Annotated in this window: 19 protein-coding genes; 5 read left to right on the forward strand and 14 right to left on the reverse strand. The window is 71.5% G+C overall.

What is annotated here, in order from left to right:
• Positions 1-36: 36 nt before the first annotated feature.
• The 5 genes from GON04_RS17900 to GON04_RS17920 are packed head-to-tail and all read right to left on the reverse strand — an operon-like array spanning position 37 to position 5,083.
• Positions 37-1,257 carry an ABC transporter substrate-binding protein gene (locus GON04_RS17900; RefSeq protein ID WP_157399386.1) on the reverse strand — a complete coding sequence of 407 codons (1,221 nt, stop codon included), beginning with the start codon at positions 1,255-1,257 and terminating at the stop codon, positions 37-39.
• A 57-nt stretch (positions 1,258-1,314) separates the two neighbouring features.
• Entirely contained in the window at positions 1,315-1,899 is a 585-nt protein-coding gene (locus GON04_RS17905) for an amino acid synthesis family protein (protein WP_157399387.1), read from the reverse strand.
• A gap of 32 nt (positions 1,900-1,931) precedes the next feature.
• Positions 1,932-2,570, reverse strand: a complete 639-nt coding sequence (locus tag GON04_RS17910; protein ID WP_157399388.1) for an amino acid synthesis family protein — start codon at positions 2,568-2,570, stop codon at positions 1,932-1,934.
• 10 nt (positions 2,571-2,580) lie between these two features.
• Complete coding sequence (locus GON04_RS17915) at positions 2,581-3,483, reverse strand: UPF0280 family protein (RefSeq protein WP_157399389.1); 903 nt, start codon at positions 3,481-3,483, stop codon at positions 2,581-2,583.
• A gap of 10 nt (positions 3,484-3,493) precedes the next feature.
• The gene (locus GON04_RS17920; RefSeq protein ID WP_157399390.1) at positions 3,494-5,083 is read right to left on the reverse strand and encodes a 6-hydroxynicotinate reductase; all 1,590 of its coding nucleotides are present in this window, start codon (positions 5,081-5,083) and stop codon (positions 3,494-3,496) included.
• Between the two features lie 208 nt (positions 5,084-5,291).
• On the opposite strand from GON04_RS17920, the gene GON04_RS17925 reads away from it, so the two are divergent.
• The 3 genes from GON04_RS17925 to GON04_RS17935 are packed head-to-tail and all read left to right on the forward strand — an operon-like array spanning position 5,292 to position 7,970.
• Positions 5,292-6,065 (forward strand): ferredoxin--NADP reductase, encoded by a 774-nt coding sequence (locus GON04_RS17925; protein WP_157399391.1) that lies wholly within the window; start codon positions 5,292-5,294, stop codon positions 6,063-6,065.
• Entirely contained in the window at positions 6,062-6,739 is a 678-nt protein-coding gene (locus GON04_RS17930; protein WP_157399392.1) for a TetR/AcrR family transcriptional regulator, read from the forward strand. The genes GON04_RS17925 and GON04_RS17930 overlap by 4 nt, the downstream gene beginning before the upstream one ends.
• Positions 6,740-6,782: 43 nt before the next feature.
• On the forward strand, positions 6,783-7,970 hold the full coding sequence (locus GON04_RS17935; protein ID WP_157399393.1) for an amidohydrolase family protein: 1,188 nt from the start codon (positions 6,783-6,785) through the stop codon (positions 7,968-7,970).
• On the opposite strand, the gene GON04_RS17940 is transcribed toward GON04_RS17935, so the two are convergent.
• From GON04_RS17940 to GON04_RS17975, 8 genes are all read right to left on the reverse strand, one after another.
• Positions 7,967-8,320 carry a hypothetical protein gene (locus GON04_RS17940; protein ID WP_157399394.1) on the reverse strand — a complete coding sequence of 118 codons (354 nt, stop codon included), beginning with the start codon at positions 8,318-8,320 and terminating at the stop codon, positions 7,967-7,969. The two genes, GON04_RS17935 and GON04_RS17940, sit on opposite strands and share 4 nt — an antisense overlap.
• Positions 8,317-9,090 (reverse strand): ABC transporter ATP-binding protein, encoded by a 774-nt coding sequence (locus GON04_RS17945; protein ID WP_157399395.1) that lies wholly within the window; start codon positions 9,088-9,090, stop codon positions 8,317-8,319. The genes GON04_RS17940 and GON04_RS17945 overlap by 4 nt, the downstream gene beginning before the upstream one ends.
• The gene (locus GON04_RS17950; protein WP_157399396.1) at positions 9,090-9,836 is read right to left on the reverse strand and encodes an ABC transporter ATP-binding protein; all 747 of its coding nucleotides are present in this window, start codon (positions 9,834-9,836) and stop codon (positions 9,090-9,092) included. Before GON04_RS17950 ends, GON04_RS17945 begins: the two co-directional genes overlap by 1 nt.
• Positions 9,833-10,813: a branched-chain amino acid ABC transporter permease gene (locus tag GON04_RS17955; protein WP_157399397.1), complete on the reverse strand. Its 981-nt coding sequence runs from the start codon at positions 10,811-10,813 to the stop codon at positions 9,833-9,835. The genes GON04_RS17950 and GON04_RS17955 overlap by 4 nt, the downstream gene beginning before the upstream one ends.
• 2 nt (positions 10,814-10,815) lie before the next feature.
• The gene (locus tag GON04_RS17960) at positions 10,816-11,691 is read right to left on the reverse strand and encodes a branched-chain amino acid ABC transporter permease (RefSeq protein WP_157399398.1); all 876 of its coding nucleotides are present in this window, start codon (positions 11,689-11,691) and stop codon (positions 10,816-10,818) included.
• A 139-nt stretch (positions 11,692-11,830) separates the two neighbouring features.
• On the reverse strand, positions 11,831-14,302 hold the full coding sequence (locus GON04_RS17965) for a hybrid sensor histidine kinase/response regulator (protein ID WP_157399399.1): 2,472 nt from the start codon (positions 14,300-14,302) through the stop codon (positions 11,831-11,833).
• A 10-nt stretch (positions 14,303-14,312) separates the two neighbouring features.
• On the reverse strand, positions 14,313-14,747 hold the full coding sequence (locus GON04_RS17970) for an N-acyl amino acid synthase FeeM domain-containing protein (RefSeq protein WP_181653642.1): 435 nt from the start codon (positions 14,745-14,747) through the stop codon (positions 14,313-14,315).
• A complete protein-coding gene (locus GON04_RS17975; protein WP_157399401.1) occupies positions 14,708-14,959 on the reverse strand; it encodes a hypothetical protein in 252 nt (83 codons plus the stop codon). The genes GON04_RS17970 and GON04_RS17975 overlap by 40 nt, the downstream gene beginning before the upstream one ends.
• Positions 14,960-15,360: 401 nt before the next feature.
• Here GON04_RS17975 and GON04_RS17980 point away from each other — a divergent pair, with 401 nt between their 5' ends.
• Positions 15,361-16,119: an HAD family hydrolase gene (locus GON04_RS17980; RefSeq protein ID WP_157399402.1), complete on the forward strand. Its 759-nt coding sequence runs from the start codon at positions 15,361-15,363 to the stop codon at positions 16,117-16,119.
• 156 nt (positions 16,120-16,275) lie between these two features.
• A complete protein-coding gene (locus tag GON04_RS17985) occupies positions 16,276-16,677 on the forward strand; it encodes a response regulator (protein ID WP_157399403.1) in 402 nt (133 codons plus the stop codon).
• Between the two features lie 249 nt (positions 16,678-16,926).
• On the opposite strand, the gene GON04_RS17990 is transcribed toward GON04_RS17985, so the two are convergent.
• Positions 16,927-19,788: a peptidase C1 gene (locus tag GON04_RS17990; protein ID WP_157399404.1), complete on the reverse strand. Its 2,862-nt coding sequence runs from the start codon at positions 19,786-19,788 to the stop codon at positions 16,927-16,929.
• Between the last annotated feature and the right edge of the window lie 95 nt (positions 19,789-19,883).

Below are 19,883 nucleotides of genomic sequence, written 5' to 3' on the forward strand. Positions count from 1 at the left end.
GGACGGGCGGGTGCGGCGGGTCGGGTTCGCGCTCGCTCAGGGCGCCGCGCGCATCTTCTTCACTTCCTCGTCGGACGGCAGGTACTTGGCCCCGTCGAGGTACTTGTAGTCGACCATGGTGCCGGCGCCGTTGCGGTTGGCGGTGCGGCCCACGTAGGCGCCCATGGTGGACTGGTGGTCGAGGGCGCGGTAGGTGACCTTGCCGAACGGGGTCAGGACTTCCAGGCCGGAGAAGGCTTCGATGAGCTTCTCGGTGTCGGTGCTCCTGGCCTTCTTCATGCCCTCGGCCAGCGACTTGATGGTGCTGTAGCCGACCACCGAACCCAGGCGCGGGTGATCCTTGTACTTGCCCTGGTAGGCCAGGAAGAACGCCTTGTGCTCCGGCGTCTGGATGCCGTACCACGGATAGCCCGTGACCACCCAGCCGTTGGGCGTCTCGTCCTTCAGCGGGTCGAGGTACTCGGGCTCGCCGGTCAGCAGGCTGACCACCTCGCGGCCATGGAACAGGCCGCGCGTGTTGCCCTCGCGCACGAACTTCGACAGGTCGGCGGCGAACAGCACGTTGAAGATGGCGTCGGGCTTGGCATCGGCCAGGGCCTGCACCACGCTGCCGGCGTCGACCCGGCCCAGCGGCGGGGCCTGCTCGGCGACGAATTCGACGTCGGGCTGCGCCGCCTTCAGCAGCGCCTTGAAGGTGGCGGCCGCCGACTGGCCGTACTCGTAGTTCGGGTACACGATGGCCCAGCGCTTCTTCTTCATCTTGGCCGCCTCGGGCACCAGCATGGCGGCCTGCATGTAGGTCGAGGTGCGCAGGCGGAAGGTGTAGCGGTTGCCGTTCTGCCAGACGATCTTGTCGGTGAGCGGCTCGCCGGCCAGGAAGAACACCTTCTTCTGCTTGGCGAAGTCGGTCAGCGCCAGGCCGATGTTGGACAGGAAGGAGCCGGCCAGCACGTCGACCTGCTCGCGCGCCAGCAGCTCCTCGGCGGCGCGCACGGCCTCGCCGGGGTTGCCGTTGTCGTCGCGCACGAACAGCTCCACCTTGCGGCCGTTGATGCCACCGGCCGCGTTGATCTCCTCCACGGCCAGGTCCATGCCCTTGCGGTAGGGCTCCAGGAAGGCCGGCTGCGCCTTGTAGCTGTTGATCTCGCCGATCTTGATCGGCTTCTGCGCCTGGGCGTGGACGGTGGTCGCCGCCAGCGCCCCCGTGGTGGCGAGGACCGCGGCAGCGGTCTTCAGCAGGTTCCAGGTGAATGTCATCTCGGGCTCCAGGGATGGAAGTGGAAAAAAGTGAAGTGCTCGGTGGCAGGTGGGAGCCTAGCGCAGGCCGTCCTCGCCCTTGATCTCGTGGACCTGCAGGCCGCCCACGCGTGCCGACGGCCGCCCGCTGTCGGTGACGACCACGGCCACCACGATCTCGCCGGCGCGCGGGGCGTCGGCCACCCGCGCCTCCATGGCGTCGAAATGGCTGCGCACGAAGGCGGCGTCCTTGTGGCCCAGCGGGACATCGATCGCGGTGCCCAGGCCGCCCTGCTTCTTGGCCGAGGGCACCAGCGCGGCGCCCTTCTCCACCGCCTGGCGCAGCGGTGCGCCCAGCTTGGGATGCAGGATGGCGGCGGCATGCTCCAGCTCGCCGGCCTCGCCGACGATGGCCGCCTTGCCGTAGCTGTGCGCCTGGCCGGGCTGGATGCCCAGCGCCTGCACGCACCGGCGGCCCAGCAGCGCGCCCAGCTCCTCGCCGATGGCGACCAGCTCGTCCAGGTTGTCGCTGTAGCGCCCGGCGTACGGGTTGTCGATGACGGCCATGGCCAGCGCCTTGCGCGCAGGCGGGTCGATGGCACGGCCCATCTCGGAGCGGATCTCGTCGACCTGCACGACGATCTTGCGGATCTTGCTTGGCATGGCTGTGGTTCCTCTGCTGTGGCCGGCCGCGCTCAGCGCTGCCCGTCCCATTGGCTGATGTCGGCCGCCTTCAGGCCGCCGACGCGTGCATGCACGCGCGGCCCGGTGCTCATGGCCAGGATGAGGACGATCTCGTCGGCGTGCGGCGCGCCGGGCACCCGCACCTCCATCGCGTCGAAGTGGCTGCGCACGTAGGCGGCGTTGATGTGGGTGAGCGGGATGTCGAGCGCGGTGCCGGGGGCGCCGACCTTCTTGGTCGACGGCACGATGGCCAGCGCATTGCCGGGCTGGCCCAGGCCCTTCGCACCGGTCCCGGCGTCGGCCTTCCAGCCGAGCAGCTCGCGCATGGCGTAGCCCCCCGGCACATGCCAGAGCGCGCCGTGCTCCAGCTCGCCGGCGGCGCCGATGACGGCGCCCTTGCCGTAGCCCTGGATGGCGGCGGGCGGCACGTCCATCGCCGAGCACAGGCGCTGCGCCATCTCGATGCCCACCGGCTGCAGGGCGTCCATCAGCGGCAGGATGTCGGGCTCGTAGCGGCCGGCGTACGGATTGGCGAGCACCGCCGCGATGGCGCCCCGGCGCAGCGGCTGGGCAGGGACCGGGCCGAACTCGTGGTGGATGTCCTCCACCTGCGTCAGCACGCGCCGGATGTCGATGAGGGAACGGGTCATGGCGGCGCTTTCAGGCAGGAAGCCGTTCAGGGGCGGCAGGCGCGCTGGCGGGCGGCTGCAGGCGGGTGGGTGGATGGTCGGCAGTGGCGAACCAGCCTTGGCAGGCGAGGACGGCGGACTCGATCAGGCCTGCCGCCTGCAACTCGCGTGCCCGCGCCGCTCCGCGCGCGAGGGCACGCCGCACGGCCGCCTCGCCGAGCGCGGGGACGTCCACCGTGACGGGCAGCTCGCCCAGGTCGGTGTCGTCCTTCAGCTCGCAGGCGGGCCGGCGCCGGATGCGCGGATCGTCGACGTCGACCGCGTTGGCGACGACGGTGGCCGCCGCGTCGGCCTGGGCGGCGGTGCGCGCCAGCACGGTGACGCTGTCGGCAATGCCGAGCGAGAAGCTGCGGCCGCGCCAGCCGCTGGTGGCGATGCCGCGCACCGGCTGGGCCGCGTGGATGCGGAAATCGCCGTCGAGGTGCAGGGCGCCGCCGCTGCGCTGCAGGCGCCCGAGGTCGGCGAACAGACCGACACGCAGGACCTCGCCCGGCGCCAGGTGCAGCGCGATGTCGCCGCCGTTGTTGACCCAGGCGCGGGCGATGCCGGGCTGCCGGTAGAAGGCGGCGAGTTCCTGCGCCACGGCGCCGGCCACGGCCGCCATCGGGGTGATGAAGCCAGCGCGGTACGGCTGGCAGGCCTGCCACATGCGCCGGGCGATGGGACCGGCGAGCGAGCACTCCTCGCCCACCGGCTGGCGCAGCAGCGGCAGCTCGGCCACGAGTTCGTCGAGCACGCCGCGGAAACGCTGCCACGCCGCCTCGTGGGCGGCCTGCACCGCACCCGCCTCGCCGTCGGCGCCGATGACGATGTCGATCGGGCCGTGCTGGAAATGCCAGCGCTGGCCGGACAGGGGTTGGCGCTGCGCGCTCATGGCCGTTGCCTCAGCCCAGCATGGGCGGCATGCCCAGCGGCCAGGCGTTGGCGGGCAGGAAGGCCTGCGGGCGGCGGCCGGTGGGGGCGCCGTCGTTGTGCCAGGCGCCATGCGCCAGCACGTCTTCGAGCGGGCGGACATAGCCCATGTGGCCGCCGAGCGCTTCGTAGTCGGCCAGCCGCATGCTGAACTCGATGGGCGCGACGATGGCCGGCGTGGGCACGGTGCCGAAGCTGTGGTCGGGCATGCGCATGACGTCGACCATCACGGTGATGCCGCCGCCCGGCCAGACGTAGGCCGGCGCACCGCCGCAGGTGACGTTGACCAGCGCCTGCTTGATCGCCCGCGTCAGCTGCACCGGGTTGTCGGTGACGCCGGCGCGCAGGCTGCCCCCCGCCCCGCCGAGGAACAGCACCGTGCACAGCGACGGCTCGCAGTTCTCGCCGATGCGCGCCACCGTGCCCGCCACGGCCGGCGGCAGAGGCAGCGGCCGCGGGACCAGGTCGTGGTCGAGCTCGTACCAGGCGGCGTGCTCGCCGGTGGTGGACACCATGAGCAGCCGCAGCCCGGGCCAGGCCGCCTGCGGGTCCCAGCCCTCGACGATGGACAGCGGGTCGGCGATGTCGGTGCCGCCCCAGCCGGTGCCCGGGTTGGCCACCTGGAAGTAGCGCCCCGGGGTGGACTTGCGCCCGCGCACCTGGATGCCCGAGGGCCGCATGCCCAGGCAGCGGCCGGCCTGGTGCTGGGTGAGCACGCCGGTGATGTGGTCGTCGACCACCACCACCTCGTCGGCGTGGCCGAAGAACTGCTTGGCGAAGATGCCGATGGTGGCCGAGCCGCAGCCCACGCGCATGCGCTGCTCCTCGACGCCGTTGACGATGGGCGCCCGGCCGGCCTGCAGGACGACCTGCGCGCCGCCGTCGATGGCGACCTCGACCGCCTGCCGGTTGCCCAGTGCCTGCATCAGGTCGCAGGTGACGCGGCCTTCCTTCTTGCTGCCGCCCGTGAGGTGGTGCACGCCGCCCAAAGACAGCATCTGCGAGCCGTACTCGATGGTGGTGACGTGTCCGACCACCTCGCCCCTGCAGCGCACGTTGGCCTGCTCGGGCCCCAGCCAGCGGTCGGTGTCGATCTTCACCTTCAGGCTGCAGTAGCTGAAGATGCCCTCGGTGACCACGGTGACCAGGTCGACGCCCTCGGCCTGCGACGCCACGATGAAAGGCGCCGGCTTGTAGTCGGGGTAGGTGGTGGACGAGCCGATGCCGGTGACGAACACGCCCTCGGCGGGCAGCAGGCCGGCGGCCGGATCGGTGGGGTCGACCTCGCGGGTGGTGAAGGGCACCAGCGCGGCCTCGCCGGCGGCCAGCGAGCGGTGCAGGAACACCACCGGGTCGACCCGCACCAGGACGCCGGCCTCGTTGGCGTAGCGGTCGCAGGCGCCGGTCTTGCCGGCGGAGATCTGGCACAGCACCGGGCAGGCGTTGCATTCGATCTTGTCCGTGGCCATGCGCTCGTTGCGCGGCGCCGCCCTCTCCAGGACCTGCACCACGGGCACCGACTCCAGCGTCGGCAACCCGTCAGTCTTGGTGTGTTCGGTCATGGACAATGGAGGGTTTCGGATCGGCTTGCCGGGTGGGGGACCATCATGTAGGATCCACTGCAGTTTCATGTAGTGGACGCAACATGAAGCAGCAAATCTAGCCCATCGCCCGGCGGGTTGCAAGATTTTCTTTCGCGCCCCGCAAGAGGGCGAGGAGCCCCAGGATGAACCACACCATGCACATGCGTGCGCAGCCGGAGGCCCGGCCATGAGCGCCTTCAACGAGGAAACCGTCACCGAGGTCCACCACTGGACCGACCGGCTGTTCACCTTCAAGACCACGCGCGACACCTCGCTGCGCTTTTCCAACGGCCACTTCACCATGATCGGCCTGCGCATCAACGGCAAGCCGCTGCTGCGCGCCTACAGCATCGTGAGCGCGAACTACGAGGACCACCTCGAGTTCCTGAGCATCAAGGTCCCCGAGGGCCCGCTCACCTCGCGCCTGCAGCACATGAAGGTGGGCGACACCATCATCGTCGGCCGCAAGCCCACCGGCACCCTGCTCATCGACTACCTGCTGCCGGGCAAGCGCCTGTTCCTGCTGTCCACCGGCACCGGACTGGCGCCGTTCATGAGCATCGTGCGCGACCCCGAGACCTACGAGAAGTTCGAGCAGATCGTGCTGGTGCATGGCGTGCGGCAGAAGGACGAGCTGGCCTACCACGACCTGCTGGTCGAGCACCTGCCGGCACACGAGGTGCTGGGCGAGCTGGTCACCAGCCAGCTGCGCTACTACCCCACCGTCACGCGCGAGCAGTACCGCACCATGGGCCGCGTCACGGACCTCATGCGCACCGGCAAGATGTTCGACGACCTGGACATCCCGCCGCTGAACCAGGCCGAGGACCGCGTGATGATCTGCGGCAGCCCCGGCATGCTCAAGGACCTCAAGCACATGCTGGAGGAGCGCGGCTTCGCCGAGGGCAGCACCTCGCGGCCCGGCGACTTCGTCATCGAACGGGCCTTCGCCGAGCAATGACCGCCACGGCGCCGCGCCGCTCCCCCGCCCGGACCGCCACTGCCGGCAAGCCGGGCGTGCGCGCGCTGGCCGCCCAGGAGACCCGCGACGCCATCCTCAAGGCGGCGACCCGCGTGTTCGCCAAGCACGGCTACTCGGGCGGGCGCGTCGACGCCATCTCCAAGGCCGCGCGGTCGTACGACCGCATGATCTACTACTACTACGGCAGCAAGGAAGAGCTGTTCATCGCGGTGCTGGAGGACATGTACCGCCGCTTCAACGAGGCCGAGTCGACGCTGGAGCTCGACAGCGACAACCCGGTGGAGGCGCTCACCGCGGTGATCACCTTCATGTGGACGTTCTACCAGCGCAACCCCGAGTTCATCACGCTGCTGAACGACGAGAACCTGCACCGCGGCAAGCACATCGCCAAGTCGCTGCGCGCGCGCGACTACTCGTCGCCCGCCATCCAGATCCTCGAGCGCGTGCTGGAGGCCGGCGTCCGCCAGAAGGTGTTCCGGGCCGGCCTGTCGGGCCGCGACGTCTACCTGATGATCGCGGCGCTGAACTACTTCTACCTGTCCAACCGCCACACCTTGTCGGCCTTCCTGGGCGAGAAGCTCGAGTCGCCCGAGGCGCTGGCCCACTGGCAGGCCTTCGTCGTCGAATCGGTGCTGCGCACGGTTCGGCCGTGAAGCGCCAGGCGGTCCGCTTTCGGTTTCTTTTCAGGAGAACGTCATGGCAGAAGCGGCAGTCAGCGGCAAGTCCGGCAAGGTGGCCATCACCAACATCGGCCTGCTGCTCTCGGGCGACCTCGACCGGCCCATCCTGGACGCCGACACCATCGTCGTCCACGACGGGCTGATCACCGCGGTCGGTCGCGCCGCCGACTGCGACACGGAACGGGCCGACGTCACCATCGACTGCCGCCGCACCTGCGTGGCGCCCGGCCTCATCGACAGCCACGTGCACCCGGTGTTCGGCGACTGGACGCCGCGCCAGGGCCAGCTGGGCTGGATCGACTCCACGATGAACGGCGGTGTCACGACCATGGTCTCCGCCGGCGAGGTGCACCTGCCCGGCCGGCCCAAGGACATCGTGGGCCTGAAGGCGCTGGCCATCACGGCGCAGCGCGCGTTCGACAACTTCCGCCCCGGCGGCGTCAAGGTGCTGGCCGGCGCGCCGGTCATCGAGCACGGCATGGTCGAGCAGGACTTCAAGGACCTGGCCGATGCCGGCGTGGGCCTGCTGGGCGAGGTCGGCCTGGGGTCGGTCAAGGCCGGCCGGGAGGCGGCGCAGATGGTGGCCTGGGCCCGCAAGTACGGCATCCAGAGCACCATCCACACTGGCGGGCCGTCCATCCCGGGCTCCGGCCTGATCGACAAGGACGTGGTGCTGGAGGCCGACGCCGACGTCATCGGCCACATCAACGGCGGCCACACCGCGTTGCCCGAGGCCCACGTCTGCGAACTGTGCGAACGCTCGGCGCGGGCGATCGAGATCGTGCACAACGGCAACGAGAAGGTGGCCATCGCCGCCGCCCAGGCCGCCCTGCAGCTCAAGTGCCCGCACCGCATCATCCTGGGCACCGACGGGCCGGCCGGCTCGGGCGTGCAGCCGCTGGGCATCCTGCGCATGGTCGCCATGCTGTCCAGCCTGGCCAACATCCCGGCGGAGCTGGTGTTCTGCTTCGCCACCGGCAACACGGCCCGGATCCGCAAGCTCAACTGCGGCCTCGTCGAGGTCGGCCGGGCCGCCGACTTCGTGTTCATGGACAAGGCGCAGCACTCGGCCGGCAAGGGCCTGCTGGAGAGCGTGCAGCTGGGCGACCTGCCGGGCATCGGCATGGTCATGATCGACGGCATCGTGCGCTGCGGCCGCAGCCGCAACACGCCGCCGGCCACCGAGGTGCCGGTCGTCCTCTAGTTGCGCGGCGGCCCGCAGTCGCCGCTGGGGTCCAGCACTTCGGGGCCGCAGGCCGCGAAGGCCTCCGGCTTGATCCCGCCGCCCGCGTTCCGGTAAGGCGCGAAGCAGGCCTGGCTGCTGTCGTACGCCTGGCGCCGCTGACGGCAATCCTCGGCGCTGCCCCGGGCCGGCCGCACGCCGCCGGTCGCAGGCGCCGATGCGCCGACCGCCGGCGGGGGCGCCTGCGCCACCGCGCCCTGGCCGTCGTCGGCGGCCCGCGCCGCACCGGCCGCGCCGACGGCGAGCAGGCAGGCCAGGGCCCAGGCCCGGCAGGGCCCGGCGGGTCGTCGTGCAAGGAAGTGGCCGTTCATGCCGACCAGTCTAGTGCGCCGGCGGGCGCAGCGGCCGCGGCGCCTCCACCGAGGAACAGCCGCTCGATGTTCGGGTCGGCCAGCAGCTCGCCGGCCGGCCGGTGCAGCACCAGCCGGCCCGATTCCAGCGCGATCGCGTCATCGGCCATCTTCAGCGCGCTCTTGACGTTCTGTTCCACCATCAGCACCGTCACGCCCTGCTCGTCCGCCAGCTGGCGCAGCAGGCGGAACACGTCCTGCACCACCAGCGGCGACAGGCCGATCGACGGCTCGTCGATCAGCAGCACGCGTGGGCGCAGCAGCAGCGCGCGCCCCACCTCCAGCTGCTTCTGCTCGCCCCCGGACAGCGACGAGGCCGCGCTGTGCAGCCGCTCCCTGACGCGCGGGAACAGATCCAGCACCTGCGGGATGCGCTCGCGCGTGGCCTTCATGCCCAGCGCGATGCCGCCCAGTTCCAGGTTCTCGTACACGCTGAGCTGGCCGAACAGGTTGCGGCCCTGGGGCACGTAGGCGACCCCGTGCCGGGTGAGCAGCTCGCGCGGGCTGGCGCCGGTGATGTCCTGGCCGCCCAGGTGGATGCTGCCGCGGCGCACCTTCAGCATGCCGAACAGCGTCTTGAGCACGGTGCTCTTGCCGGCGCCGTTGGGGCCGAGCAGCAGCGTGATCCGGCCGCCAGCAGCCCGCAGGTCCAACCCGTTGAGGATCATGAAGTCGCCGTAGCCCGCGGTGACGTCGCGGAACTCGATGCCGGTGCCGGTGGTCGCTGCCATCAGTGCCCCAGGTAGGCGTCCAGCACCTGGGTGTTGGCGCGGATCTCGGCCGGCGTGCCCAGCGCCAGCACCCGGCCTTCCACCATCACCAGGATGCGGTGGCACAGGTCCATCACGAAGTCCATGTTGTGCTCGATCACCACGAAGCTGCTGCGGCGCGACCGGTTCAGCTCGCGCAGCAGCGTGCCGATGCCGCCCACCAGGCTCGGATTGACCCCAGCGCAGGGCTCGTCCAGCAGCACCAGGTCGGGGTCGGACATGAAGGCCATGGCGATGTCCACCAGCTTCTGCTGGCCGTAGCTCAGCTCGCCGGCCTTGCGGTGCGCCACGTGGCCGAGGCGGAACTGCGCCAGCAAGGCATCGGCCTTGCCGCCCAGCCCCGAATCGGCCGGCGCCGCCATGCGGCTCCACAGCGAGCCGTGGTGCTCCTGCGCTGCCACCAGCAGGTTGTCGCGCACGGTCATGCGGCCGAACACCTGCAGCGTCTGGAAGGTGCGCCCCACCCCGCGCCGGTTGAGCGCCACCGGGTCGAGCCGGGTGATGTCCTCGCCCTTGAGCTCGATGCGCCCGGTGTCGGGCCGGATCTGGCCCAGGACGCTGTTGAACAGCGTGGTCTTGCCGGAGCCGTTGGGCCCGATCACGCCGAAGATCTCGCCCGGCAGCACCTCGAAGCTGACGTCGTCGACGGCCCGGATGGCGCCGTACGAGCGCGACACGCCGCGGACCTGGAGCACCGGTGCGGTCATGCGGCCTCCACGCGCGGCGCGGCGGCGCGGGCGGCGCCGGCCTCGCGCGCCAGCCGCCGTTCGCGCAGCCTGTCGGGGATGCTCAGCAGCCCGTCGGGCAGCCACAGCATCAGGGCGACGACGGACAGGCCGAACACCAGCAGGTACCAGGCCTGCGCGAACCGCAGCCACTCGGGCAGCAGCACCCCGACGGCGGCACCGAGCAGCGGGCCGAAGAAGTAGCCGGCACCACCCACCACCACCATCAGGTACATCATGATCGACGCCCCGACGGTGAAGGCGGCCGGCTCGATGAACTCGACCAGGCTGGCGAACAGCGCCCCGGCCACGCCGGCGTACGCGGCGCCGATGGCGAAACTCAAGAGCGTGTAGTGGCGGGTGTTCACGCCCAGGCTCTCGGCCCGGATCGGGTTGTCGCGCAGCGCGGTGAAGGCCTTGCCCCAGGGCGAGCGCAGCAGCCGCCACAGCAGCGCGCCCAGCACCAGGGTGACGCCCAGCACGAAGTAGTAGAAGGCCAGCGGCTTGTCCAGCGGCAGGCCGGCCAGCGACGGCCGGGCGATGTTGTTGATGCCGAAGGTGCCGCCCGTCAGCCACTCCTCGTTGCGCATCACCAGCCAGACGGCGGTGTTGAAGCCCAGGGTCGCGAACGCGAGGTAGAGGGTCTGCACCCGCAGCGCCGGGAAGCCCAGCGCCAGTCCGACCGCGAAGCAGCCGGCCACCGCGACCGGCAGGCCGACCCACCACGAGAAGCCCGCCTTCATCAGGATGGCGACGGTGTAGGCACCGATGCCGAAGAACGCCGCGTGGCCGAGCGACTTCTGGCCGGCGTAGCCGACGGTGAGGTTCAGGCCCATGGTGGCGATGACGAACACCAGCCAGTAGGTGAACAGGTAGACGCCGTAGTTCTTGAGGAAGGGCGGCGCGGCCAGCAGGACGGCCAGGATCGCCAGCAGCACGGACCAGGAAAGCTTGCTCATGGTCAGACCTTCCGCTCCACCTTGCGCCCGAGGAGGCCCTGCGGCTTGAACAGGATGACGGCCATGAACAGCACCAGGGCCACGGCATCCTTGTAGGCCGGCGAGATGTAGGCCGCCGCCAGGTTCTCGGCCACGCCGACGACGATGCCGCCCAGCAGCGCGCCGCTGCTGTTGTTGAAGCCGCCGATGATGGCCGCGAAGAAGGCCTTGTTGCCCAGCGACTCGCCCATGTCGAACTTGGCCAGGTAGGTGGGCGTCACCAGCAGCGCCGCCGCGCAGGCCAGCACCGCGTTGATGGCGAAGGTGTAGAACACCATGCGCGGCACGTCGATGCCCAGCACGGTGGCGCTGTCGGTGTTCTGCGCCACCGCCTGCATGGCCCGGCCGGTCACGGTGCGCGAGAGGAAGGCCTGGGTGCCCAGCACCAGCGCCAGCGCGATCGCCAGCGTGCCGACGTCGGCCAGCGAGACCGTCACCCCGGCCACCGTGAACAGCTTGTCGGTGAACAGGCTGGGAAACGGGTGCGCCTCGGCGCTGTAGCCGGCGCGCATGCCGCTGCGCGCCGCGATCGCCAGCCCGATGGTGGCCACCACGATGGGCATCAGCCCGAACCGCAGCAGCGGATCGGCGATGCCGCGCTTGAACGCCCAGCCCAGCACGCCCACCGCCAGCACCGCGGTCAGCACGAAGGCCACCGGCAGCGGCGCGCCGGCCGCCGCGAACGCCAGCATGGCGAACGCCGGCAGCATCACGAACTCGCCCTGGGCGAAGTTGATGGTGCCCGAGGCCTGCCACAGCAGGGTGAAGCCGAGGGCGGCCAGGGCATAGATGCTGCCCGTGGCCATGCCGGAGAAGACGAGCTGGAGGAAATCGGTCATGGGGCGTGCCGCATCGTAGTGACGACCCCGGCCTGGACCGAGCGGGAAAGCACCGATAGGCCCCGGCCCCGGAGCCACGCGACCCGCGTGCACCCGCGTGTCCGAATGGATCGCCGGGCCCGCCCGGCGCGGGCTGCGCCTAGCCGGCGGTGACCGGCTGCGGGCCGGCGCCGTAGGCGCGCAGCGCCGACACGCTGGTGGAGGCCAGCCGGTCGATGCGGTCGAGCCAGTCCAGGCCCTGGGGCCAGTCGCCCGTCTCCACGATCGGCACGTAGATGCGCCTCACCTCCTCGTGCAGGGCCGCGGCACCGGCCTCCCCCGCCGCGCCCAGGAGGGCATGCAGAACTTCCTCGGCTTCCTGCAGGCGGCGTGAGCGCACCGCCTGGCCGAACGCCCCGGACAGTTCCTCCAGCCGCGGCAGGTAGTCGGCCAGCACCTCGTCGAGCATGTCGAGGCGGCGGTAGCCTTCCAGGCGCCCCTCGTCCAGCAGCCCGTGCGCGGCCGGCCGGACCTGGACGGCGGGCGCCGGCGTCTGCTTCAGCAGGGCCTCGAGCGTGCTGCACAGGGCGCCGGCCTCGACCGGCTTGACCAGGAACGCGCTCACACCCGCCTGCTGCGCCTCGCGCCGGATGTCGGCATCGGAGCGGCCGGTCAGGGCGACGATGGGCACGCCGGCCCAGGGCATGCCGCTGGCCCGGATGGCGGCTGCGGTCTCGATGCCGCCCATGCCGGGCATGTGGATGTCGACCACCAGCGCGTCGGCGGGGCGCTCCCGCATCGCCTGGATTGCCAGGCTGCCGCTGCCGGCCTCGACGACGCTGGCGCCGGCCGCGCCGAGGTAGGCCGACACGAGGCGCCGGTTGCCGGCGCTGTCGTCGGCCACCACCACCGTGCGGCCGCCCAGCGGGCGGGTGGCGGCCATCACGCGCCGGTGGCGCGGCGCGCGGATCGCCTGGGCCATCGCCTCCAGCATCGACAACTGGCTGCAGGGCTTGGGCAGGAAGCCGTCCATGCCGACCTTCTGCGCCTTGACGCGCGCCAGGTGTTCCGGCTCGCTGCTGTGCGCCAGCACCCGCACCTCGGGGTTGAGCGACACGCCGTCGCGCCGGATCCTCTCGACCACCGAATAGCCGTCGATGCCGGCCATGCGGATGTCCATCAGCACCAGCTCGTAGCGCCGGCTGGCCAGCAGGTCGAGCGCGGCCTGGCCGTCGCCGGCCTCGTCGATCGCGACTTCCAGGCCCTCCAGCTTGCGCACCGCCGCCCGGGCCTGGGCCGGATCGTCGTCGACCACCAGCAGCCGCTTGCCCGCCAGGGCGCCGCGCAGCCAGTCGGACAGTTCGCGCCGGTGCGCTTCCTGGCGATCGGGCGGCACCACCGGGAACCGCAGCGTGAACTCGGTGTACTGGCCCGGCCGCGAATCGCAGGTGATCATGCCGCCGATGGAACGCATGGCCCGCATGCAATAGCTCAGCCCCAGCCCGGTGCCGCCGCTCTTGCCGACCGAGCGGAACGGCTCGAACAGCCGGGACAGCTGGGCCGCCGGGATGCCCGGCCCGTTGTCCAGCACCCGGATGGTCTGGCCGCCCACCGACAGCCGCACCTGCAGCTGCGGCGCGCTGGACACGTAGTACAGCGCGTTCTTGAGCAGGTTGAACAGCGCGAACAGGCAGCTGGTCTCGTCACCCAGGAAGACGAAGTCCTCCTCCACGCTGACGGTGACGCGCTCGCGCGCGGCGTCGTCGTCGAACACGAACTCGCGCACCGCCTTGTCGACGACGGCGGCAGCGGACAGCAGCTTCAGCGAGGCCGGATCGGCCGCCTTGCCGTTCACCTCGTCCAGCGTCATGGCGATCACCTGCAGCCCGCGCTGCACGGCCCGTTCGCCTTCCGACACGTGCCGGTAGAGGGCATCGATCTGGCGCGGGCCCAGCGCCTGCTCGGTCACGCCGGGCGGCGGCAGCACCTGCTCCAGCTGTTCCAGGCTGTGGCCGATGTGGGCCAGCGGGTTGCGCATCTCGTGCGCGATGGAGCCGGCGATGGAGGCATAGGCGCTGCGCACCATCGCGGCGGTGGCGCGCTCCATCGCCAGCTTGAACAGGCTGCCGCCCACCATCACCAGCAGCAGGGTCGGCAGGCGCCCCACGTACTCGGGCGACACGAAGGGCTCGGGCTCGGTGAGCCAGAAGGCGCCGATCGCGGCCGAGAAGCCGACGCCCACCATGAGCAGCATGTTGCGCCAGTCGGTCATGAAGATGACGAAGAACACCGCCATCAGCGTGCTGGCCACGCCGGCGGTGTCGCCGCCGTTCTTCAGCGCCGTGAACATGAACATGAACGGCAGCAGGAAGATCAGGACCCCGTAGGAGTACTCGTAGAAGTACGGCTGCAGGCGGGCCGGCCACCAGCGCCGCAGGATCAGCAGCAGGCACAGGCCGGCCGCCGCCAGGCGCAGGTAGAAATCGTCGTAGCCCAGGCCCTGGCGCGAGAACCGCAGCAGGAAGAACAGCGGGAACGCCACGGCGCCCAGCAGGCCGGCATACCAGATCATCACCGGCTCGGCGCGGTGGTACGAGCGGTAGCGCTCCAGCAGGTCGCCGAAGAATGTCATCCCGCGATTGTCACTGCAGCGTGGTGGAGGCTGCCCGGCCGCGTCCGAGGGCCTGCAGCACGTCGTGCGCGCGGCCGTGGATCAGCGTGTAGGACTTTGCGGTGCCGTGCAGCGGGACGTTGGCGGCGAAGGGGGAGAACGCGAAGCGCCGGTACAGGCGGCTGAGCACGTGCGAGCAGGACGCGAAGAGGTGGTGCACCTCGGTCTGCCGGCTGGCGTAGTCAAGGGAGAGGAACAGGCAACGCCGCAGGGCGTCGACGTCGGTCCGGTGGGCCTCCGCCAGGACGAGGCGGCCGACCTCCCAGCGGGTGCCGGGGACCTGGGGCGCGGCGTCTCCGAGCTGCTCGACCAGCTGGTCGGTGAGCGTCAGGCCGTGGCCCATGGGAACGAGACGGATGGTGCCGATCAGCTCACCGTCGACTTCGAAGGCACCGACGAACCCCAATTCGTCTCTTTTTTTTCGAGCCGAAAGAATTCATCGCCCATGGCGTGCGCCGACAGGTCGATCTCCTGGCGCAGCGGCAGCACCTGCTCGATGTCGGAGGGGGTGCGCAGGTGGTGCAACTGCACCCGGTCGGCGAAGGACAGGGGCTCGGTGGCGCCGAAAGGCATCGGCGCGTGGCGTGCGGCAACGGCACGGTCTAGGGTCGTCAGCATGGTGATGGCTCTGGAGTCGATGAAGAAAAAACGGAAACCCGGGCCGGGCGCGAGGCCTCGGCGGAGATCGGAGGGATGGGTCGGCGGCCGGGTCGGACCGGCATCGCGGCAGCGCGATCCGGGACCGGCGAGACCGACCGGCGCGGCCGGCCGCGCCCCGAGTCATCTGCACTGCGCCACGCAAAAACGATGGCATCAGTCACTTGACACTCCCCCTACTGCGTGATCAAGCGCATAGTCTAAGGCGGCATGCCGATTTGGTCGCGCTTGCCCGGCTTCCGGTTGACCGGCCGGAAACGGCCACCCTGTCAGATCTGACAGGCAGGCATAAGTAGCAATGGACGGGAATGCACCGTCCCCGCGTGGCCCACAACAGGCACGCGGGCCGCTAAGGTGCATCCATGGCCCTCGACCTCACCCGTGTCCGTGCGCTGTGCTTCGACGTCGACGGCACGATCGCGGACACCGACGACCACCTGGTGGCCCGGCTGGCCACCCTGCTGGATGTCCTGCCCGGGGTGAGCGGCCGCCGCGCCGAACGCACCGCCCGGCAGCTGGTGATGGCGGCCGAGACCCCGGTGCACGCGGCCTATGCCCGGCTCGACGCCCTGGGCCTGGACGTTCCCGTGTCACGGCTGCGGGCGCGCCTGAAGGCGATCCGGCAGCGCGGCGCCGACCCCGCCCACACGCGCAACCCGGAGGCGATCGACGAATTGCCGCACGACATGGTGCCGGGCGTGCAGGAGATGCTGGTCACGCTGGCGCGCGACTTCCCCATGTGCACGATCTCGACGGGCGCCGTGCCGCGCATCGAGCGCTTCCTGCAGCACTACGGGGTGCGCGGACATTTCACGGCGGTGGTCGGCGCCGAGACCACCCGCCGGATGAAGCCGCATCCCGAGCCGCTGCGGTACGCCGCCGCCGCCATGGGCGTGGAGCCGCAGCACTGCCTGATGGTCGGCGACACCACCATCGACATCCGCACCGCCGTGGCAGCGGGCGCCCAGAGCGTCGGCGTGCTGTGCGGATTCGGCACCGAGCGCGAACTGCGCGTCACCGGCGCGCAGTTGATCCTGCGCACCACCTCCGACCTGCTGGCCGTGCTGCGGCCGGCCGAGGACCCCCTGCAAAAGACCGCCAGCCCGGAGCCGAAGATCTGACTCGGGTGGGACGGGCCGCGGATAGACAGACGAGTACCAAACACCTAATCACGGCGCTCGTTGTTGATCCAGGTCAAGGGCAGGCGTCGCCGCGCTGGCGCGGGCATCGGTCGAGCGGCGAGCATCGGGGGCTGTCCAGCAGTACCGTACAGATCCATGCACCTGCCCGCTTCCCACGACCAGCCCCGCCGGGTGCTGATCGTCGACGACGACGAGGACTTCCTCACCACCCTGGCGGACCTGCTGCGCCACTACGGCCACGAGGTGCTGGCCGTGGGGACCGGCGAGGCGGCGCTCGCCGCGACGCAGGACTGGGTGCCCCACCTGGTGCTGCTGGACCTCGCCATGCCGGGCCTGAACGGCTACGACACCGCCCTCGCCCTGCGCGCCGACGCGCGGCTGCACGACACCATGATCGTCGCCGTGTCCGGGTTCGGCAGCCACGAGGAACGTGACCGGGCCGCCGCGGCCGACATCGACCTGCACCTGGTCAAGCCGATCTCCCTCGACGAGATGGAGCGCGTGCTCGCGCTCACCGGTCGCCGGCCGGCGCGCTGAGCCGCCTTCTCAGCGGCACGCCGCTTGGTTCGGGGGCGGTCTGGCGTCCGGGGATGGATGCCGGGTCGACCCCGGCATGACGCCACTTGGGGGCGGCGCGGCATCCACCCATCCCCGTCATGGCGGGCTTGACCCGCCATCCATCTCCGGGACCCGGCACGACCCGGGACGTGAACACGGTCGCGACGGGTAGGCGACCTGGCGTGGGCTGCCCGGTCGAGCCCGGCATGACGACCCCCCTTCTGCGACCTAGAACCCCCGCAGGTCGTCCACCGGCAGCCGCAGCGGCGCGCCGGTGATGCGCGCCAGCGTGGCCGCGACGGTGTCGATGTTGTTGTCGAAGCTGCCGTGGCTGGCGCGCACCAGCGTCTTCGGCCCGCCGCCCGCCAGGGTGGGCACGCGCGGCACGGCCACGATGCCGGTGCGCGTGGCCAGCCCGACCTCGCGCGACACATCGCGCCAGGCCTGCAGGGCCTGCGCCGTCTGCGACGAGCCTTCCCAGCCGGCGTCGGCCGCGTCCAGCACCCGCTCCAGCCCGAGCAGCGGCGTGCGGCGGTCGGGCTCCAGCGCGTTGGACACCAGGTACAGCAGCGACTTGCGGTACAGGCCCGCCACGTTGTCGTCCTTCTCCTGCTGGTCGGACAGGATGTCCAGCCACAGGCGCTGCATCAGCCCGGCCTGGGGCGCGTAGTAGCGGTTGGCGAATTCGACCGTGCAGGCCGGCGCGTACAGGTGGCAGGAGGCGACCCGCCCGGCCAGCCCGCGCGCGGCCAGCAGCTCGAGCAGGTGGCCCAGGATGATGGCGCCGGCCGAGTGCCCAACCAGGTGGATCTCGAGCGCATCGCCCCAGGTGGCGGCCAGGCCCTGCAGCGCGTCGGCCAGCAGGTCGCCGGCGCGGCGCGGCTGGCAGGCGAAGCGGGCGTTCTCCTTCATCTCGCCCCACACCCGGCGGCCCGCCCCGCGGCCCAGGGTGCCTTCGATGATGCCGTCGGTCACCTCGGTCACCGCGTCCAGCAGGCCGCCGGCGCGCCGGGTGGCGACGGGCTGGGCGTCCTCCACCAGGTCGCACAGGGTCTCGGCCAGCCCGGTCTTCCACACCAGGAACAGCGGATAGCAGCCATTGCCGGTGAAGTAGCGGCCCATGGCGCGGGCCCGCTCGATCGCCTCGGCCTCGCTGTTCAGGCCGCCGTGGGCGTACAGCACCAGGCGCCTGGTGGGCGCCGACGCCGCCACCGGGTCGTCGCGGAACCAGCGGTCGGGCAGCGCGCAGCCCTGGTGCTGCAGGGTGCGCGTGAGTTCGTCGGGGCCGGCGTAGCGGTCGACCCGGCCGTCGTTGCCGACCACGACGCTGTGCTCGTAGGCGCGCGACTCCAGCCACCAGCGGCCCTGGTCGACGCCCTCCCCGGCCGCCGCGCCGGCACCCCGGCGAGGCGCGGCCAGGCGGCCCTGCACGACGCCCGGCACGCCCAGCGACGCGACCCAAGCATCCATCGCGTTGGCCAGCCAGTCGGCGTATCCCAGTACCGCGAAGCCGCCCAGGCCCCAAGCCGGGCCCCAGGAGTTCTGCACGATGAAGCCGCGCTCGTTGAAGCCGACGATGGCGAAGGCATGGCCGTCCTGGCGTGACGGCACGCCGTCGAAGGCGATCAGCGGCAGCGCGGCGTGGCTCGGGACGCGGGTCGAGGGCGCCTTGCCCAGCAGCTCGTCCCAGCCGGCGTGGGTGTACGCGGAGACGTAGATGGCGTGCGTCTGCAGCACCGCCGCCTGCAGGTCGGTGATCGAGGTGGTGTCGATGCGGTAGTACACGCCCAGCGTGGTCTGCAGCGCGCGCCGGGCGTAGCCGTAGCGCGGGCGCTGGTGGTCGGGCCAGTCGGACTCCAGGCACACGCCATGGTTGAACCAGCCCTTGAGCGCGCCGCGGCAGCTGGAGCCGCCGTAGTCCTCGCCGGCGTACTCGTCGTAGCGGCGCGCGTAGTTGTAGAGCATGCGCGCGCTGACCGACTCCGGCCCCGGTCCGAAGCCGGCCTGGCGCCAGCGCGCGAAGTTGATCACGCAGGCCAGCCCGTAGCCGGTGCAGGAGGCATCGCGGCCCTGGTTGCGCACCAGCGTCCGGTAGTCGCGGAACAAGGTATTCACGTCGGCCGCCGGCGGATGCTGGGCCGGCAATGACAGCGGCGGCGGCTGGTACAGCCGGTCGCGCAGGTCGACCGGGTCCTTGCGGGCGTCGCGCACCACGTCCAGCGCCGGCCGCTGCGACCGGGTGCGGCGCCGGCCGGCGCCGGTGGGGGCCGGCCACAACGCCAGTCCCTGCACGACCGTGGCGCGGAACTCCTCCAGCCCGTGCGCGCCGCCGTTCACCAGCCGGCGCGCCTCGGCGTAGCGCCCGGTGGCCAGCGCCGCCCGCATGGCCGGCGCATGGTCGGCCAGGAACAGTGCCAGCAGCAGCGCCGCCACCTCCGGCGAGTTGGCCAGCTCGGGCCGGCCGACCAGGTCGACGCCGGCCGCCAGCGTGTAGCGGGCGTAGTTGTCGGCGCCGGTCAGCTGCACGAAGCCGCGGCCGCGGTAGCGCGCGCCGTCGCCCGGCTGCGAGTTGCCCAGGGCCTTGCCCGCCGGCGTGCCGGGTTCGTAGGCACTGAACGGCGGCTGGCCCGCCAGCGTGTTGAAGCGCGAGGGGAATTCGGCGATGGGCACGAAGCCGGCCGTCTCGGCGCGGATGGTGCCCAGCGCGGCCAGCACCATTTCCCGGTCGAGCAGGCCGGCGACCTCGAGCGCATCGGTGACGTACGGCAGGTAGCGCACGATGTTGGCCGGCTTGGTCTGCGGGAACAGCTGCCGCACGGCCTGCAGGTCGGGCCGGATCTCCAGGGCCGCCGGCTGCCGCAGGCCGAGCACGGTGAACGCGTGCGGGCCGGCCACGCCGTCGGCCACCAGGCCGGTGCCGGCCTGCCAGCGGCGGCAGGCCGCCTCGGTGTCGGCGTCGTACAGGTCGCCCGGCGCCAGCAGGCCGGGAAAGCTGGCGGCCTCGTCGCCCAGCTGGGCGGCCAGCGCGCGCTTGAAGGCCGGCACATCGTCGGCACGGCTGCCGCGCGCCAGCAGGTGGGTCTGCGTCATGGAAGTCCTCCGTCGGGCGGCCCTCTGCTGGCGGCCGGATGGGGCGGCACCGTGCCGGTGCCTGTCGCCCCGCCGCAAGTTACTGCAGAGCCGTC

Origin of the sequence: Ramlibacter pinisoli (assembly GCF_009758015.1) — a bacterium.
Classification (GTDB): Bacteria; Pseudomonadota; Gammaproteobacteria; order Burkholderiales; family Burkholderiaceae_C; genus Ramlibacter; species Ramlibacter pinisoli.

Excerpts from the sequence above, each read along its gene's own strand:
- GON04_RS17900 (WP_157399386.1), bottom strand. The coding sequence starts at position 1,257 with ATGACATTCACCTGGAACCTGCTGAAGACCGCTGCCGCGGTCCTCGCC.
- GON04_RS17905 (WP_157399387.1), bottom strand. The coding sequence starts at position 1,899 with ATGCCAAGCAAGATCCGCAAGATCGTCGTGCAGGTCGACGAGATCCGC.
- GON04_RS17910 (WP_157399388.1), bottom strand. The coding sequence starts at position 2,570 with ATGACCCGTTCCCTCATCGACATCCGGCGCGTGCTGACGCAGGTGGAG.
- GON04_RS17915 (WP_157399389.1), bottom strand. The coding sequence starts at position 3,483 with ATGAGCGCGCAGCGCCAACCCCTGTCCGGCCAGCGCTGGCATTTCCAG.
- GON04_RS17920 (WP_157399390.1), bottom strand. The coding sequence starts at position 5,083 with ATGACCGAACACACCAAGACTGACGGGTTGCCGACGCTGGAGTCGGTG.
- GON04_RS17925 (WP_157399391.1), top strand. The coding sequence starts at position 5,292 with ATGAGCGCCTTCAACGAGGAAACCGTCACCGAGGTCCACCACTGGACC.
- GON04_RS17930 (WP_157399392.1), top strand. The coding sequence starts at position 6,062 with ATGACCGCCACGGCGCCGCGCCGCTCCCCCGCCCGGACCGCCACTGCC.
- GON04_RS17935 (WP_157399393.1), top strand. The coding sequence starts at position 6,783 with ATGGCAGAAGCGGCAGTCAGCGGCAAGTCCGGCAAGGTGGCCATCACC.
- GON04_RS17940 (WP_157399394.1), bottom strand. The coding sequence starts at position 8,320 with ATGAACGGCCACTTCCTTGCACGACGACCCGCCGGGCCCTGCCGGGCC.
- GON04_RS17945 (WP_157399395.1), bottom strand. The coding sequence starts at position 9,090 with ATGGCAGCGACCACCGGCACCGGCATCGAGTTCCGCGACGTCACCGCG.
- GON04_RS17950 (WP_157399396.1), bottom strand. The coding sequence starts at position 9,836 with ATGACCGCACCGGTGCTCCAGGTCCGCGGCGTGTCGCGCTCGTACGGC.
- GON04_RS17955 (WP_157399397.1), bottom strand. The coding sequence starts at position 10,813 with ATGAGCAAGCTTTCCTGGTCCGTGCTGCTGGCGATCCTGGCCGTCCTG.
- GON04_RS17960 (WP_157399398.1), bottom strand. The coding sequence starts at position 11,691 with ATGACCGATTTCCTCCAGCTCGTCTTCTCCGGCATGGCCACGGGCAGC.
- GON04_RS17965 (WP_157399399.1), bottom strand. The coding sequence starts at position 14,302 with ATGACATTCTTCGGCGACCTGCTGGAGCGCTACCGCTCGTACCACCGC.
- GON04_RS17975 (WP_157399401.1), bottom strand. The coding sequence starts at position 14,959 with ATGCTGACGACCCTAGACCGTGCCGTTGCCGCACGCCACGCGCCGATG.
- GON04_RS17980 (WP_157399402.1), top strand. The coding sequence starts at position 15,361 with ATGGCCCTCGACCTCACCCGTGTCCGTGCGCTGTGCTTCGACGTCGAC.
- GON04_RS17985 (WP_157399403.1), top strand. The coding sequence starts at position 16,276 with ATGCACCTGCCCGCTTCCCACGACCAGCCCCGCCGGGTGCTGATCGTC.
- GON04_RS17990 (WP_157399404.1), bottom strand. The coding sequence starts at position 19,788 with ATGACGCAGACCCACCTGCTGGCGCGCGGCAGCCGTGCCGACGATGTG.